A 13,562-nucleotide genomic window follows, 5' to 3' on the forward strand; every position below is an offset into this window, starting at 1 on the left:
CAGCCGTGGGCCGACCGGGTGGGGCTCATGCTGGAGAACACCCGGCGCGACCTCGGCCGCGAGGACACCTACGCCTGGCTGCAGAAGACCTTCGGCTCCCACTACGTCCGGCTGTCCCGGCTGGCCTACCGGCGCCTGCAGGAGACATCGATGGCCGACGAGATCCCGGAGGGCCCGCTGCTCGACCTGGAGGACCTGGCCCGTCTCCACCACCCGGTGCTGAGCATCCTGGGCAGCGACGGCTTCCAGGCGGAGGACCCCTACCTGTTACAGAGTGTTTTGCCTGACTGTCACACGGTGATAGTGCCGGATCAGGACCATTCGGTGCTCGTCGAGTCGCACCGGCGGGTCCGCGACCTGACGATCGACTGGGTGCACCGGCATCAGGCGGTGGGCGTCCCCTCCGGCGAGGGGGCGTGAGCACCTTCCTGTTCGTGGTGCCGCCGCTGGCCGGGCACATCACCCCGCTGGTCGCCGTGGCCGACCGGCTGCGCGACCGCGGCCACCGGGTGGTCTGGTCGGGCGAGGAGTCGATCGTGCGGCGGCTGGCCGGACCGGACGCCGAGATCCATCCGTGCCTCGCGGGGCCGGTCGACGTCGACGTGCGCGGCGCCGAGCTGCGCGGCTATGCCGGGGTTCGTTTCCTGTGGGAGGAGTTCCTCGTCCCGCTGGCCGAGGCGACCTATCCGGCGGTCGTCGAGGCGGCCGTCCGGTCGGCCGCGGACGTGCTGGTCTGCGACATGCAGGCGCTGGCCGGGCCGCTCGCGGCGGCCCGGCTGGGCCGGCCGTGGGCGACGTCGGCGACGACGTCGGGCCCGCTGCGGGACACCTTCGCCGCCACCCCGAAGGTGCAACGGTGGTTCGACGACCTGCTCGACGGACTCGTCGCCCGCACCGCCGACACAGTCCGGCCCGACCCGTCCGCGGCCGGCGGGCCGCCCACGCCGCGCGCCCTGCGGCTGTCCCCCCATCTCGTCCTCGCGTTCACCACGGAGGCACTGGCCGGGCCGCCCGGCGGCGACTCGCTCATCGGCCCGGACGGCCCGCCGACCGCCTGGGTCGGCCCGTCGCTGCCATCGCCACGTCCCGACCCCCTGGAAGGCGACCCCGGCGGGCCGGAACCGGGCGGGCCGAAATCGNGCCGGGCGGAACCGGGCCGGGCGGCAACGGGCAGGGCTGAACCGGGCAGGGCGGCAACGGGCGGCGCGGCGGCGGGCGAGGCGTTCCCGTGGGGGCGGCTCGATCCGGCACGCCGGCTCGTGGTGATCAGCTTCGGGACCGTCAACGGCCGGGTGAGCGGGGAGTTCCTGCGGACGTGCGCGGCGGCGCTGCGCGCGCTCGGCGACGGCGTGCAGGCTGTCATCGCCGACCCGTTGGATGCCGTCGATCCGGCCGCCGTGCCGGACGGCGGCATCGCCGCGCGGTTCCTGCCGCTGGTCGACCTGCTGCCGCGGGCGGCGGCGGTCGTCTGCCACGCCGGGCACAACACGGTCTGCGAGGCGCTCGGACACGGCGTGCCGCTGGTCGTCGCGCCGATCCGAGACGACCAGCCGGTCATCGCCCAGCAGGTGGTGGAGGCGGGTGCGGGAATCCGGCTGCGCTTCGCCCGGGCCACGCCGGCGATCGTGGCGTCGGCCGTCCGCGATGTTCTCGACGATCCCCGCTACCGGTCGGCCGCGGCCCGTGTCGGCGCCTCGTTCCGGGCGGCGGGGGGCGCCGCGGCCGCGGCCGAGCACCTGCAGCGCCTCGCCGCAGCGCGCAGCCCGGTCCGATGAGCCGCGCCCGCCGCGCCGCCGCGCCGCGCCGCCCGCCGCTGCCGGCCGGACGGTTCGTGCTCCACTTCACCGCGGGCTCGCGCCGCGTCCTGCTCGCCGGTGGGGTGCTCACCCTGCTCGGCACGTCGATGTCGCTGGCCCAGCCGATCATCGCCCAGCACATCCTGGCCCGGCTCACCGCCGACCAGCCGGTCGGGCGGCTGCTCGTCGTCCTGACCGTCGCCGTCCTGGTCGGCACGGCGGTGTCCGCCGCCGGGTTCTTCCTCATCGAGTCGGTCGGGGAGACCCTGGTGCGGACCGTCCGCATCCGCCTGGTGGAACGCATCCTGCGGCTGCGGCTGGCCGCGACCGACGAGATCAAGCCCGGTGATCTGATGTCGCGGCTCGTCGGCGACACGACGCTGCTGCGCCAGGTCACGACCCAGGCCCTGGTGACGAGCTGCACGGCGACGATCGCCCTGGTCGGGGCGCTGGTGATGATGGCGCTCATCGACGTCGTCCTGCTCGGCGTCACGCTGTCGTCGGTCGTGCTGATGAGTGCCAGCGTGCGCTGGTCGGCGTCGCGGATCGGGAAGGCCACCGGCGAGGCACAGGCCGCCGTCGGCTACATGGCCACCCTGCTCGACCGCGACCTCGGCGCCCTGCGCACCGTCAAGGCCTCCGGGGCGGAGGATCACGAGATCGGCCTGCTCGCCGACGCGGCGCAGACGGCGTTCCGTCGGGGGCTGCGCGTCGCCGCCTGGCAGGCGGGCACCGGGGCGAGCGCCGGCATGCTCATGCAGGCGTCGTTCCTGGGGGTGCTCGGCGTCGGCGGCGCCCGGGTCGCCGCCGGGGACCTGCCGATCTCCGACCTGATCGCGTTCCTGCTGTACATGTTCTTCCTGACCCAGCCGGTGACCACCCTGGTCGGTGCCTGGGGCCAGTTCAAGGCCGGCGGGGCGGCCGCGGAACGGATCTCCGCGGTGCTGCGCCTGGCCGCCGAACCCACCGCGGACCGGGGACGCACCACCCCCGGCCGCCGCACCACCCCCAGCCGCCGCACCGCCCGCGGCCGCCGCAGCACCGCCGCCCACCGCGACCCAGTGGGCCAGCGTGATCCAGCCGGCCAGCGTGATCCTGCCGCCAGCGGTCCCATGTTCAGGCGCGGGCCGGCCGTCGTCCGCCGCACCGCGCTGACCAGGCGCCCCGCGTCGACCACGAGCACCGCCCCGAACGGCCGGGCCACCAGCGCGGCGGTGGCCTTCGACGACGTCGAGTTCGCCTACCGGCAGGACCTGCCCCCGGTGCACCGGGGGGTGTCGTTCACCGTCCCACCCGGCGGGATGACCGCCATCGTCGGCCCGTCGGGCGCCGGCAAGTCGAGCATCTTCCTGCTGCTCGAACGGTTCTACGACGCCACCGCCGGCCGGATCCTCGTCGACGGCCGCGACGTGCGGGACTGGCCGCTGGCGCAGCTTCGCCGCTCGATCGGCTACGTCGAGCAGGAGGCTCCGGTGCTCGCCGGCTCCCTGCGCGAGAACCTGACCCTCGGCCTGACCGGCGTCGACGACCAGGCCCTGTACGAGGCGCTGCGCCTGGCCCGACTGGAGCTGTTCGTGGCGGCGCTGCCCGGTGGGCTCGACGGCTGGATCGGCCACCGTGGCGGCACCCTGTCCGGCGGTGAACGCCAGCGCATCGCGATCGCCCGCGCCCTGCTGCGCCGGCCCCGGCTGCTGCTGCTCGACGAGGCGACCTCGGCGCTCGACGCCGGCAACGAGCTCGCGCTGCGCGACACCGTCGCCGCCGCGGCGAGCACGACGACGGTGATGGTCGTCGCCCACCGGCTGTCCACCGTCGTCGGCGCCCGGCAGATCATCGTCATGGAGGCGGGCCGGGTGCGCGCCGTCGGCAGCCACGCGGAGCTGCTGGAGACCGACCCGCTCTACCGCGATCTGGCAACCACCCAGCTCCTCGTCCCCACCGGCTGACGCCCACCCGACGGGACGATCACGCCGACGAGGGCGGGGGGAGCCCGCCGGCGCCGCCGGACTCCCCCTGTTCGGCTGTTGCCGCTGCCGACGACGGCGGACACTGGCTGGCGGAGGTGGTGCACGATGTCCGTCCAGCTCAACCACACCATCGTCGTCGCCCGAGACCGGCGTGAATCCGGCGAGACCTACCACCACAACGGCGGCCGCGGCGTGTACTTCCCCGACCCCTCCGGCCATTTCCTGGAGATCCTCACCCCCACCGCCGAATGAGCCGCCCACGCGCGATCCCGCTCGCCTTCTACGGCACCGTCGTCGCCGACGATGACGGGTCCACCCGCTCATCGCCGGGGAACGCCGGCGGCCTCTGCGGGACCGGGCCCGACGCGTGACCTCGCCCGCGTCGATCCGCTCGACCTGCTGGACTCGGCCGTTGGGTCGGCGCGGTCTGACCGTGACGCCGGGCCGGTGACAGATCCGGCTTTTCCCCGCCGCTCGCGCAGACCCAGGGGCTACCATCGGCACGGTGTGACATCGGGTATGAACGGAGAGCAGTCATGGGCTGGGGTGGCAGCAAGCACACCGACAAGCGCGGCAACACCGGCGGAGGCAGCAGCACCGGCCGCAGCGGACAGAAAAGGGGTGGCTCGGGCCACACGGGCGACCCTGCGGACAGCGTCGACCGCGGAACGCTGACCTGCCCGAAGTGCCTCGGGAGCGGAATGGTCGGCAACCCGGCGGCAGAGCAGGACGCCGGTGAGGAGTTCGACGGCGCCAGTCAGATCAGGTGCCCGCGTTGCAGCGGCACAGGCCAAGTGAATGCGAAATGAGCGAGCCGCCGGAGGACGGCCCGACCGGGCCCGCCCCCGAGGTGCACGCTCTCATCCCGTCATGCGGGCCCTGCCGGCGAGCACGGGCGCAGCACCTGCGCAGGTCTGCCCGGGGATCGGCGGCTAGGGAGGACCTGCCGGAGGTAACGTTGCAGCCGCCGGTGACGCGCTGCCCGCATATCCCAGCCGTGTGGGCGCCCGGGTTCGGGCCGGATGCCGAGCCGCCGGAGGACTCCGGGTGGGAGACGCGGCCCGACGGACCGGTGTGACGACGCCGGAGGAGCGCCGCCAGAGTTCGGTCCGGCGGGGAGTTGAACGCCCTCGCCTCGGGTGCTCGGTCAGGGCTCGGTGTGAGTTCCACCTTGGTCGCGGCGCAGCGGGTACTCGGGCGGGAGCTGCACGACGACGACGGGGATGGATGTGGTCACCCGACAAGAAATACCCCCACAACGGCGGTCGCAGCACGTACTTCCACGACCCGTCCGGCCGTTGTCGGAGATCCTCACCCACTCATGAAACCCTGAAGCCGGCCCGGGAGTGCAAAGGATCTCTTTACCTACGATTCACGATGTTCCAGGCCATCTACGCGGGCGGTGTCGCCAGCTCGACCAACGACAGCCGCTTCCGTCGGGTCGACCCGGCGACCTACCACTGATCAGCACCACCCACAATTCCTTCCGGGGGAAGACGGATGAGCCGCCCGCGCGCGATCCTGCTCGACTTCTACGGCACCGTCGTCGCCGAGGACGACGACGTGGTGGCCGCGGTCTGCCGCAGCATCGAGCAGACCGCGACGGCTCGCGTGCGCAACCCGGCGACGATCGGCCGGTACTGGTCGGACGCCTTCGCCCGGTTGTGCGCCGCCGCGACGGGCCCCGCGTTCGCCACCCAGCGAGAGCTGGAACGCCGGTCATTGCGGGAGACGATCCGGCATTTCGGCTCGGACGCCGACGAGGAATCGCTCAGCCGGCGGCTGTTCGACTACTGGCGTCGGCCGGCGCTCCTGCCCGGCGCCGCCGCCTTCCTGGCCGAGATCGAACTGCCGGTCTGTCTTGTCTCCGACATCGACCGTGCCGATCTCGACGCCGCGCTCGACGCCCACGGGCTCCGAGTGGACGCGATCGTCACAAGCGAGCAGGCACGGGCCTACAAGCCGCGACCGGAACCGTTCCGGCTCGCCCTCNACCACCTGGCACACGGCCACCCCGGACCCGACCAACCCGGACCCGGCCAGCCCTGCCTCGCTCCGGGCGAGGTCTGGCACGTCGGCGATTCCCTGACCTGCGACGTGGCCGGCGCCAACGCGCTCGGCATTCCCGTCGTCTGGATGAACCGCAAGCACCGGCAACGGCCGGCAGGGGCGTCGCTCGTCGCCGAGGTCGGGGACCTCACGAAGGTCCTGGAACTGGTCCGGCAAGCCTGACCGCGACGGCCGCCCGGGCGCCACGCGTCCACCACCGGTCCACGGCCCAGCCGTCGTCCCCCGCGCGGACCACCCGTCACCCGGCGGTGGCCTCGCTGCCGGCGACGGGACTGCCGAGGGCGGGGCCACCGGCGACGGAAATGGCGGGGGCAGAACTGCCGGCGCCGGGGATCACGGGATCGGGACGGGCACCGACGGTGAGCGTGGGGACGGGACTTGCGGGGACCGGACTGGCGGGGACGGGGACGGCGGGATCGGATCCGGCAGGGACGGGACCTTCCGGGGTGGGACTGGCGGGGGTGGGACTGGCGGGGGTGGGACTGGCGGGGGTGGGGCGGGCGGAGACGGTCAGGCGGGCGGCGCGGGTGAGGGCGTAGCCGAAGATCGACATGTGGGACGTCGGAAAGAGGCGGGCGACGGCGTCGATCGTCCTGGCCTGGCGCGTGATGATCACGCGGGCTCGGCGGGCCTCGACCGCGGCGAGGATCTCCCGGGCGGCGGCGTCGGCGGGGTAGCTGAGCATTTTCGCGAAGTCGCGCCGGCCCGTCTCGGCCTCGTCGCTCGGCACGGCCCGCGCCACCCGGGCGGTCTCGGCGAGCCGGGTGCGAACCCCGCCGGGGTACACGGCCGTGACACCGACGCGGCCGGCCAGCTCGTGGCGCAGCGCTTCGGTGAAGCCGCGAACGGCGAACTTGCTCGCCGAATAGGCCGTCTGGCCGGGGGGTCCGATGAGCCCGAACAGGCTCGAGACGTTGACGATGTGGCTGCCCGGGCGGGCGAGCAGGGCCGGCAGCAGCAGGCGGGTGAGCCGCACGGGCGCGCGGAAGTTGACGGCCATCACCCAGTCGAACTCCTCCAGCGTGAGGTGTTCGAAGCCGCCGCCGAACGCGACGCCGGCGTTGTTGACCAGCAGGGTCACCCCGGGATGGTCGGCCAGGACGCGGGCCGCCGCGGTGTCGACGGCGTCAGAGTCTGCGAGGTCGACGGTCAGGGTGTCGACCAGCAGCCGTGGATGGCGGGCACGGATCCTGGCGGCCACGGCGGCGAGGCGCGGTGCGTCGCGGTCGAGCAGGACGAGGTTGCTGCCGCGGCCGGCGAGCGCGTAGGCCATCTCCTCCCCCATGCCACTCGCGGCGCCGGTCACGACGGCGGTTCCGGCGGCGAACCGGTAGGGACGCAGCGGGGACGGCACGGATGGACTCCTTCGACCAGGTTCAACCAGAAACGAGGATGCCCAGTATCCAGAGAGCCCATCGCCCGGCACGGCCAGACCTCGCCCCACGTCTCCCGTCCGGGCGGCGCGGGGCGGGGCGGGGCGGGGCGGCGGGGCGGGGCGGCGGGGTAGGCCGGCGCAACGGTCAGCGGAGCAGGACGTCGGCGAGGCGCCGCCACCACGTGGACTCGGGCTCGCCGCCGGTCGCGTCGTTGACCTGGAGCACGACCTGGTCGGCGCCGGCGGAGAGGTACTCGGCCACCCGCTTGCCGATGGTCTCCACGTCCCCCCACACGGTGACCTGGTCGATGAGCCGGTCGCTGAGGTCCGCGACGTCGTCGGTGGTGAAGCCCATCCGGGCCAGGTTGTTGGCGTAGCCGGGGACGGTGGTCAGGAAGCGGATCGCCTCGCGGGCGGCGCCGCGCGCGGCGACCGGGTCGCGGTCGGGGATGACGGTGACGAGCACGGCCAGCGTCCGGTCGGGGCCGAGCACGGCGCGGGCGTCGGTGACGTACTGCGGGGTGACGAGGAACGGGTACGCCCCGGCCGCGCGGTCGCGGGCGAGGCGGAGCATGGCCGGGCCGAGGGCGGCGAGGATGCGCCCGGCGGCCGGCACCGCCGGCTGCGCGGCGTCGAGCTCGTCGAGGTAGGCGCCGAGGGTGCCCAGCGGACCCGCGCCGTGCGCGCCGCCGAGGCCGGCGAGGTAGCGGCCGGGATGGTCGGCGGCGAGCGCCGCGTAGGTCGCCGCGACCTCGGCGGCGGGGACCTGGTCGACGGACAGGATGCCGTTGGCGACGAGCAGGCTCCCCGTCCCGCGCACGACCTGCTCGACGAGCCAGACGTTGTTGCCCTGGCCACCGGGCAGCCACAGCGTCGAATAGCCCAGGTCCTCGACCTCGGCGGCCGCCGCGACGGCGGCGGGAACGTCCGGGTTGAAGGCGATCGTCGAACTCGCGATGCCGATGGTGCCGAGAGTGGTCATGACCCCTGCAACCCCCCGTACCGGGAGCCTCTTCCGGGTCGGCGGGCAACCTGCGCGGCGGCCCGAACGACAACGAACCGGACACGCCCGACCAGACCAGACCCGCCGTCACCGGCAGTTACCAGACGACGCCGACCACCAGACGACGCCGACCACCAGACGACGCCGACCACCAGACGATGCTGGCCACCAGACGATGCCGAACGGCAGGACACGATGCGCACCCCGCGACACATCGCCATGATCGGCTGCACCACGCCGAGCCACGTCTACCCCTCGCTCGGCGTCATCGCCGAACTCGTTCGCCGCGGCCACCGGGTCAGCTACGCCATCGGCGACCGGCTCGCCGGGCTGGTGGAGCCCACCGGCGCGCGGCCCGTCACCCACCCCTCGACGCTGCCCGCCGAGGACGGTGACTGGCCGGACAACCCGGCCGCGGAACTCGCCACCCGGATGTTCCTGACCGAGGGGATCGCCACCCTCCCCCCACTCGTCCGCCACTTCGACGACGACCGGCCGGACCTGCTGATCCACGACGTCGCCGCGCAGGCGGGCCCGGTGCTCGCCGCCCAGTGGAACGTCCCCGCGGTGCTGCTGTCCCCGACCTGGGTGCCGTGGGACGGCTTCGAGCAGGACAACGCCGAGGCCCTGGCGGCGCTGCGCACCTCCGTGCCGGGCAAGGAGTACCACGCGGCGTTCAGTGCCTGGCTGCACGACAACGGCCTCGACCGCGACCCCTGGGAGTGGCTGGGCGCCGACCGGCCCGTCGTCTCGCTGATCCCCCCGGTGCTGCAGCCGCACCTGAACCGGGTCCGGCCGGGCGTGCGGTTCGTCGGCCCCTGCCTGGACCCCGCGCGCCTCGCCGAACGGACCTGGACGGCGCCGCCGGACGCCGGCCGGGTGCTGCTGGTGTCCCTCGGCACCGTCTACAACGACCGGCCCGACATCTACCGGGCCGCCGCCGAGGCGTTCGCCGACACCGACTGGCATGTGGTCATGGCGCTCGGCCGGCGCGTCGACCCCGCCGCGCTCGGCCCGCTGCCCGCGAACGTCGAGGCCCACCGCAGCGTCCCCCAGCTCGCCGTGCTCGCCGCGGCGTCAGCGTTCGTCACCCACGCGGGGATGGGAAGCTGCGTGGAGGCGTTGTGGTTCGGCGTGCCGACGGTCGCGATCCCGCTGGCCGCCGAGCAGTTCGGCAACGCCGCGATCCTCGGCGCCCTCGGCGTCGGTGAGCAGCTCGCCGCCGATCGGGTCAACCCGCAGCTCCTGCGCGCCGCCGTCGAGTCCGTCGCCGCCGACGCCGGGATCGCCGGGCGGCTGGCGGGGGTCGCGTCCGTGCTGCGCGCCCACGGCGGGATCGAGGCCGCCGCCGACGCGGTCGAGTCGTTCCTGCCCTGACAGGCCGAGTCAGCCGACCGCGAGGAGTTCCACCTCGAAGCGGAGGTCGGAGTTGGGCGGGATGACCGGCGGGAAGCCGCGGGGGCCGTACCCGTAGTCGGGAGTGACGGTGAGCACCGCCTTCTCGCCGACCGAGAGCTGGGGGATCCCCTCGTCCCACCCCTTGATGACCTTGCCGACGCCGATCTCGGTGGTGAACGGCACCCCCCTGTCCCGGGACGAGTCGAACTGCTTGCCGTCGAGCAGGGTGCCGACGTAGTGCACCGTCACCGTGTCTCCGGCCTTGGGGAAGGTCTTGCCGTCCCCCGGCACCACGGTCTCCTTCGATACGCCCATGCCCCCAGTATGTCAGCCGCAGCCGCCGCCCCGTGTCGTGTCCGGCGGCGGCTGCGGCGAAGCAGCCCGCCGGGCCGGCGGGCCGGCGGGCTGTGAGATCGTGCGCGGATGCCCGCCGAACCTGCGCTGATCCTGTGGGATGTCGACCACACGCTGGTGTCGTTCGCGGGGCTCGGCCGCGAGCTCCACGCCCGGGCCTTCCAGGAGATCATCGGCCGGCCCGCGGCGCAGGTCGCCGACCTCGCCGGTCGCACCGACCGGGCCATCGTCATCGACACCCTGCGGCGCAACGGAATCGACCGGCCGGAGTCGCTGCTGCCGGCGTTCTACGCGGCGCTGCCGGCCGCGGCCGTCGCACTCGACGATCGGATGCGCCGGACCGGCCGGGTCCTGCCCGGCGCCCGGGCGGCCGTCGAAAGCCTGGTCGGGGACGGCGTCGTGCAGTCGGTGGTGACCGGGAACCTGCCGTCCCTCGCCCGGCTCAAGCTCGCCTGCTGCGAGCTGACCGACCTGCTCGACCTGACCGTCGGCGGCTACGGCGACGACGACAGCGACCGGGCCGTGCTGGTCGCCCTGGCCGTCAAGCGGGCGGAGGCCGCCTACGGAGTGACCTTCGCCCCGGCCCGCGTCGTCGTCATCGGCGACACGGTGCACGACGTCCGCGGCGCGCGCGACGCCGGGGTGCGGGCGGTCGGGGTCGCCACCGGCGCGACCACCGCACCGGCCCTCGCGGCCGCCGGCGCGGACGCGGTCCTGGCCGACCTGACCGACCCGGCCGCCCTGCACGCCGCCGTCCACGGCGACACCGTCACCTGACGACCCCGGCGCCGGCGCCGCGTCGGCAACCCCGAGCTCGGCGACCCCTGAACAGTAAAGGCGCAGGTCAGCGGAGCACTATCCGTCGTATCTCGCTGAATCTCGGTTGCGTCCAGCTTCTCAGCCGCGCTCGAGGCACAACGAGCTGCGCGACCAGCCCGCGGAAAAGACAGGGCCCATCGCTTCCGTCGCTTCCATCGCTTCCATTCCAGCCATGACGACGGGGTCGTAGCTGGCGCCCGTACCGCTTCCCGGTGCCGCACCAGCGTCCACCGAATCGATCCTTCACCACGCAAAACTTCTCTTAGCAGGGCAATGCCGCCGATTACGTCAGCACGTTCCGGACTCGCACTTCAGACTGCTTGACAAGGACAATTCTTCGGACCTATCGTCATGCTTACCGATCACGTCAGTACAAGACTGCCTGTACACCTTCCCTGCAGGTGCAATTCTGTGCCAGGTACGTTCCGGAGACACGGTGACTGCGTTGCATGGCATCTTCCCGGGCGGGATCGAGATCCCGCCCGGGAAGTATTCTCCGGCCGGCCGGTTCGGCCACCTGTTCCCGGACCTGCCCGCCCGCCCGGCGATCGGGATTCCACTGGCCGAGCAGCACGGCCGGCCCGGCGGGAAGACGGACGCGGGCACTCTCGGCATCGTCGGCCGGCCCCACGCCACGGGCGTCGCGCCAGGTCCGCGCAGGACGGTGATGCCATCACCATACCCAGAGGGGAGTTTTCGTGTCACGTAGAAGGACGATTCGCGAGACCGTCGAGAACGGTATCAACGATCTCGACGAGCTGCAGGCCTCCCTGCTTACCGCCATCCAGTTGGAGTTCTCGACCATTCCGCCGTATCTGTGCGCCCAGTGGTCGATCACGAGTGCCGACCCAAGCGGCGTGGCGGGCCTGATCGAGCAGGTGGCGACACAGGAAATGCTACATTTCGGCCTGTCCTGCAACATGTACACCGCCACCGGAGCATCACTCAAGGGCGAGATCGCCGCGCCGGACTTCGTTCCCGTCTATCCGGCTACGGGACTGCCCGGCGGCGTCCATCCCGAGCTGGTTGTCGCGCTGGCACCGCTGAGCGAGCAGGCCCTGCAGACGTTCATGGCCATCGAGTACCCGGAGGCGGATCCCGTCGTGCCGGCGCCGGATCTGCCGCCGCCACCCCCGCCGCCGGCCGGGCCGACAATCGGACAGTTCTATGCCGCGATCGCCGCCGGCTTCAACGCTGTGTTCCCCGACGGCTCGCTGCCGACACACCCGGCGCCGAACCAGGTGACCGCCACCAGAATAGGCGACGACACGCTGTTCGCCGTCAACACGGTCGCGGACGCCCTGACGGCCATCAACGAGATCACCGCGCAGGGCGAGGGCGCCAGCACATCGCCCGACGAGGGCACGTTTGATCCAGGTAGACTCGCGCACTACTACACGTTCGCGGAGATCTACTACGGTAAGACCGTGGTACCGTCGGGCGATCATTTCGAATACGCGGGCACTCCCATCGAGATGCCCGCGGTCCATAATTTCTCGGCACAACCGTCACCCGGACCCGATCAGCAGACCTTCATCAAGACGTTCACAGCATTGATGACCAATCTGGAAAAATGCTGGAGGAATGACTTCTCCATCGAAACCGCCATCTCCGACATGTTCGACCTGACCAAGGCTGGCGTCTTTCTGATCGAGGCCGGGATCACCCCTCAGTTCACTATCGCGTAACTGTCCGGCGAGGCAGGGCTCAGGCTGGCGCCGGAGTGCACATTCGGTTGACCGGGGTGGCTCAGACCCTGGGTCCACTCGCCGATCTCGCCGGCACCTGGATCAGGGCCGGGTGCACGCTGATCTCACTTCTGGATTTCGATCCGAATCCGCCGAGCACCGGGCCGAGGGCATTCCGACTGAAGCCGAACTCCATCGTGGAGCACCTGGAGTTCATCCCCATCGGCGGCACGGTTTCCAACCGCGGTTCGACCGACCAGCTCGACATCAGGCGGCCAGCTCGACATCAGGATCTTCGGGTTGCGCTACCTTCAGCGGATCGCCCAGGGCGCGATCCCGCACGGCACCTCCGTACTGGCGCCGGGAACCCCCCTGACAGTCTCCTCGGGCCCGACGATCGACCTTGTCAGCTCTCGACCCAGGAGGAAGGCCGGCACCCACCCTTCGGTCTCGGCTATCTGGATCCCTTCGAACGACCAGACCTGCCACCAGGCTTCCAGCCGAGCTTCGTCGACGACCTGAACACCGCCCTCTCGGAATCGACTGGCCGCACATCTCGGTCGCGACGCTGACCAAGCGGAAGGCCTTCTCGACCTGCGCGCGAGCCAGCTCAAGATCCTTCGTCGGCGGGTCACCCCGCGGGCGCGGCCGGGCGGCGGCGCAGGGTGTCCCAGACGGCAAGGGCGACGGCGGCGAGGCCGAAGATGGCGCCGGTGATGCTGACGGCGGTCCAGCCGCCGTGGCTTTGGCTTCCTCCTCCTCGTGAACGAGGGGGACTCCCGGTGGGGATCATGCCGCCTTCCCGGGTGGTTGACGCTTCACCGTCCCCGGCAACCCGGAGATCTCCACGTCCATGGACGACAGTCCAGCCGCCCTGATGTTCAGACTTGCGTTGGTATCCGCGTTCCCCGACCAGCCACACGACGTGCACAGGAATGTTGCCTGGTCGGGGCGGGACACCCGGTCGACGACCCCGCAGACGTGACAGCGCTGCGACGTGTACGGCGCCGGAACCCTCACCAGCACCCCACCCACGCGGGCCGTCTTGTAGGCGAGATGCGCGCCGACGCGTCCCCATGCGGCGTTCAGAAC

The 13,562-nt window shown here is 72.4% G+C and carries 12 protein-coding genes and 4 pseudogenes; 11 read left to right on the forward strand and 5 right to left on the reverse strand.

Annotated elements, in window-relative coordinates; translation table 11 throughout:
- The 7 genes and pseudogenes from UK82_RS40825 to UK82_RS40840 all read left to right on the forward strand — a co-directional run.
- Window positions 1-420: pseudogene (locus UK82_RS40825) on the forward strand (alpha/beta fold hydrolase); the annotation flags it as partial.
- Window positions 417-1,139 (forward strand): annotated as a pseudogene (locus UK82_RS40830) (glycosyltransferase); the annotation flags it as partial. The pseudogenes UK82_RS40825 and UK82_RS40830, both read left to right, overlap by 4 nt.
- Before the next feature lie 123 nt (window positions 1,140-1,262).
- Complete coding sequence (locus tag UK82_RS40835) at window positions 1,263-1,775, forward strand: glycosyltransferase (protein WP_396230111.1); 513 nt, start codon at window positions 1,263-1,265, stop codon at window positions 1,773-1,775.
- A complete protein-coding gene (locus UK82_RS28755; protein ID WP_055410502.1) occupies window positions 1,772-3,742 on the forward strand; it encodes an ABC transporter ATP-binding protein in 1,971 nt (656 codons plus the stop codon). The genes UK82_RS40835 and UK82_RS28755 overlap by 4 nt, the downstream gene beginning before the upstream one ends.
- 126 nt (window positions 3,743-3,868) lie before the next feature.
- A complete protein-coding gene (locus tag UK82_RS34250; RefSeq protein ID WP_157866993.1) occupies window positions 3,869-4,015 on the forward strand; it encodes a hypothetical protein in 147 nt (48 codons plus the stop codon).
- A gap of 1,248 nt (window positions 4,016-5,263) precedes the next feature.
- Window positions 5,264-5,755, forward strand: a 492-nt coding sequence (locus tag UK82_RS28760; protein ID WP_236706565.1) for an HAD family hydrolase, incomplete at its 3' end; no start/stop codon positions are given.
- 1 nt (window position 5,756) lies between these two features.
- Window positions 5,757-5,995 (forward strand): annotated as a pseudogene (locus UK82_RS40840) (HAD family hydrolase); the annotation flags it as partial.
- 280 nt (window positions 5,996-6,275) lie between these two features.
- Here UK82_RS40840 and UK82_RS28765 read toward each other — a convergent pair.
- Together UK82_RS28765 and UK82_RS28770 are read right to left on the reverse strand one after the other, a co-directional pair.
- Window positions 6,276-7,175: pseudogene (locus UK82_RS28765) on the reverse strand (SDR family NAD(P)-dependent oxidoreductase); the annotation flags it as partial.
- A 178-nt stretch (window positions 7,176-7,353) separates the two neighbouring features.
- Window positions 7,354-8,190: a TIGR03620 family F420-dependent LLM class oxidoreductase gene (locus UK82_RS28770; protein WP_044888737.1), complete on the reverse strand. Its 837-nt coding sequence runs from the start codon at window positions 8,188-8,190 to the stop codon at window positions 7,354-7,356.
- 216 nt (window positions 8,191-8,406) lie between these two features.
- Between UK82_RS28770 and UK82_RS28775 the strand changes: the two genes are divergently transcribed.
- On the forward strand, window positions 8,407-9,588 hold the full coding sequence (locus tag UK82_RS28775; protein WP_044888738.1) for a macrolide family glycosyltransferase: 1,182 nt from the start codon (window positions 8,407-8,409) through the stop codon (window positions 9,586-9,588).
- A gap of 9 nt (window positions 9,589-9,597) precedes the next feature.
- On the opposite strand, the gene UK82_RS28780 is transcribed toward UK82_RS28775, so the two are convergent.
- Complete coding sequence (locus UK82_RS28780) at window positions 9,598-9,924, reverse strand: FKBP-type peptidyl-prolyl cis-trans isomerase (protein ID WP_044888739.1); 327 nt, start codon at window positions 9,922-9,924, stop codon at window positions 9,598-9,600.
- A gap of 108 nt (window positions 9,925-10,032) precedes the next feature.
- On the opposite strand from UK82_RS28780, the gene UK82_RS28785 reads away from it, so the two are divergent.
- From UK82_RS28785 to UK82_RS28795, 3 genes are all read left to right on the forward strand, one after another.
- Entirely contained in the window at window positions 10,033-10,740 is a 708-nt protein-coding gene (locus UK82_RS28785) for an HAD hydrolase-like protein (RefSeq protein WP_044888740.1), read from the forward strand.
- Between the two features lie 478 nt (window positions 10,741-11,218).
- Window positions 11,219-11,491, forward strand: coding sequence for a hypothetical protein (locus tag UK82_RS28790; RefSeq protein ID WP_128423449.1), 273 nt, complete (start codon window positions 11,219-11,221; stop codon window positions 11,489-11,491).
- Complete coding sequence (locus UK82_RS28795) at window positions 11,481-12,470, forward strand: ferritin-like protein (protein ID WP_044888741.1); 990 nt, start codon at window positions 11,481-11,483, stop codon at window positions 12,468-12,470. Before UK82_RS28790 ends, UK82_RS28795 begins: the two co-directional genes overlap by 11 nt.
- Window positions 12,471-13,101: 631 nt before the next feature.
- Here UK82_RS28795 and UK82_RS34255 read toward each other — a convergent pair.
- Window positions 13,102-13,263 (reverse strand): hypothetical protein, encoded by a 162-nt coding sequence (locus tag UK82_RS34255; RefSeq protein WP_157866994.1) that lies wholly within the window; start codon window positions 13,261-13,263, stop codon window positions 13,102-13,104.
- The coding region (locus UK82_RS32125) for a zinc ribbon domain-containing protein (RefSeq protein ID WP_152990060.1) at window positions 13,260-13,562 on the reverse strand (303 nt) is incomplete at its 5' end. The genes UK82_RS34255 and UK82_RS32125, both read right to left, overlap by 4 nt.

Source organism: Frankia sp. ACN1ag (assembly GCF_001414035.1).
In the GTDB taxonomy this organism is placed as follows: domain Bacteria; phylum Actinomycetota; class Actinomycetes; order Frankiales; family Frankiaceae; genus Frankia; species Frankia torreyi.

Coding starts and splice junctions, on each gene's coding strand:
- UK82_RS28755 (WP_055410502.1), top strand. CDS start 1,772: ATGAGCCGCGCCCGCCGCGCCGCCGCGCCGCGCCGCCCGCCGCTGCCG.
- UK82_RS34250 (WP_157866993.1), top strand. CDS start 3,869: ATGTCCGTCCAGCTCAACCACACCATCGTCGTCGCCCGAGACCGGCGT.
- UK82_RS28770 (WP_044888737.1), bottom strand. CDS start 8,190: ATGACCACTCTCGGCACCATCGGCATCGCGAGTTCGACGATCGCCTTC.
- UK82_RS28775 (WP_044888738.1), top strand. CDS start 8,407: ATGCGCACCCCGCGACACATCGCCATGATCGGCTGCACCACGCCGAGC.
- UK82_RS28780 (WP_044888739.1), bottom strand. CDS start 9,924: ATGGGCGTATCGAAGGAGACCGTGGTGCCGGGGGACGGCAAGACCTTC.
- UK82_RS28785 (WP_044888740.1), top strand. CDS start 10,033: ATGCCCGCCGAACCTGCGCTGATCCTGTGGGATGTCGACCACACGCTG.
- UK82_RS34255 (WP_157866994.1), bottom strand. CDS start 13,263: ATGATCCCCACCGGGAGTCCCCCTCGTTCACGAGGAGGAGGAAGCCAA.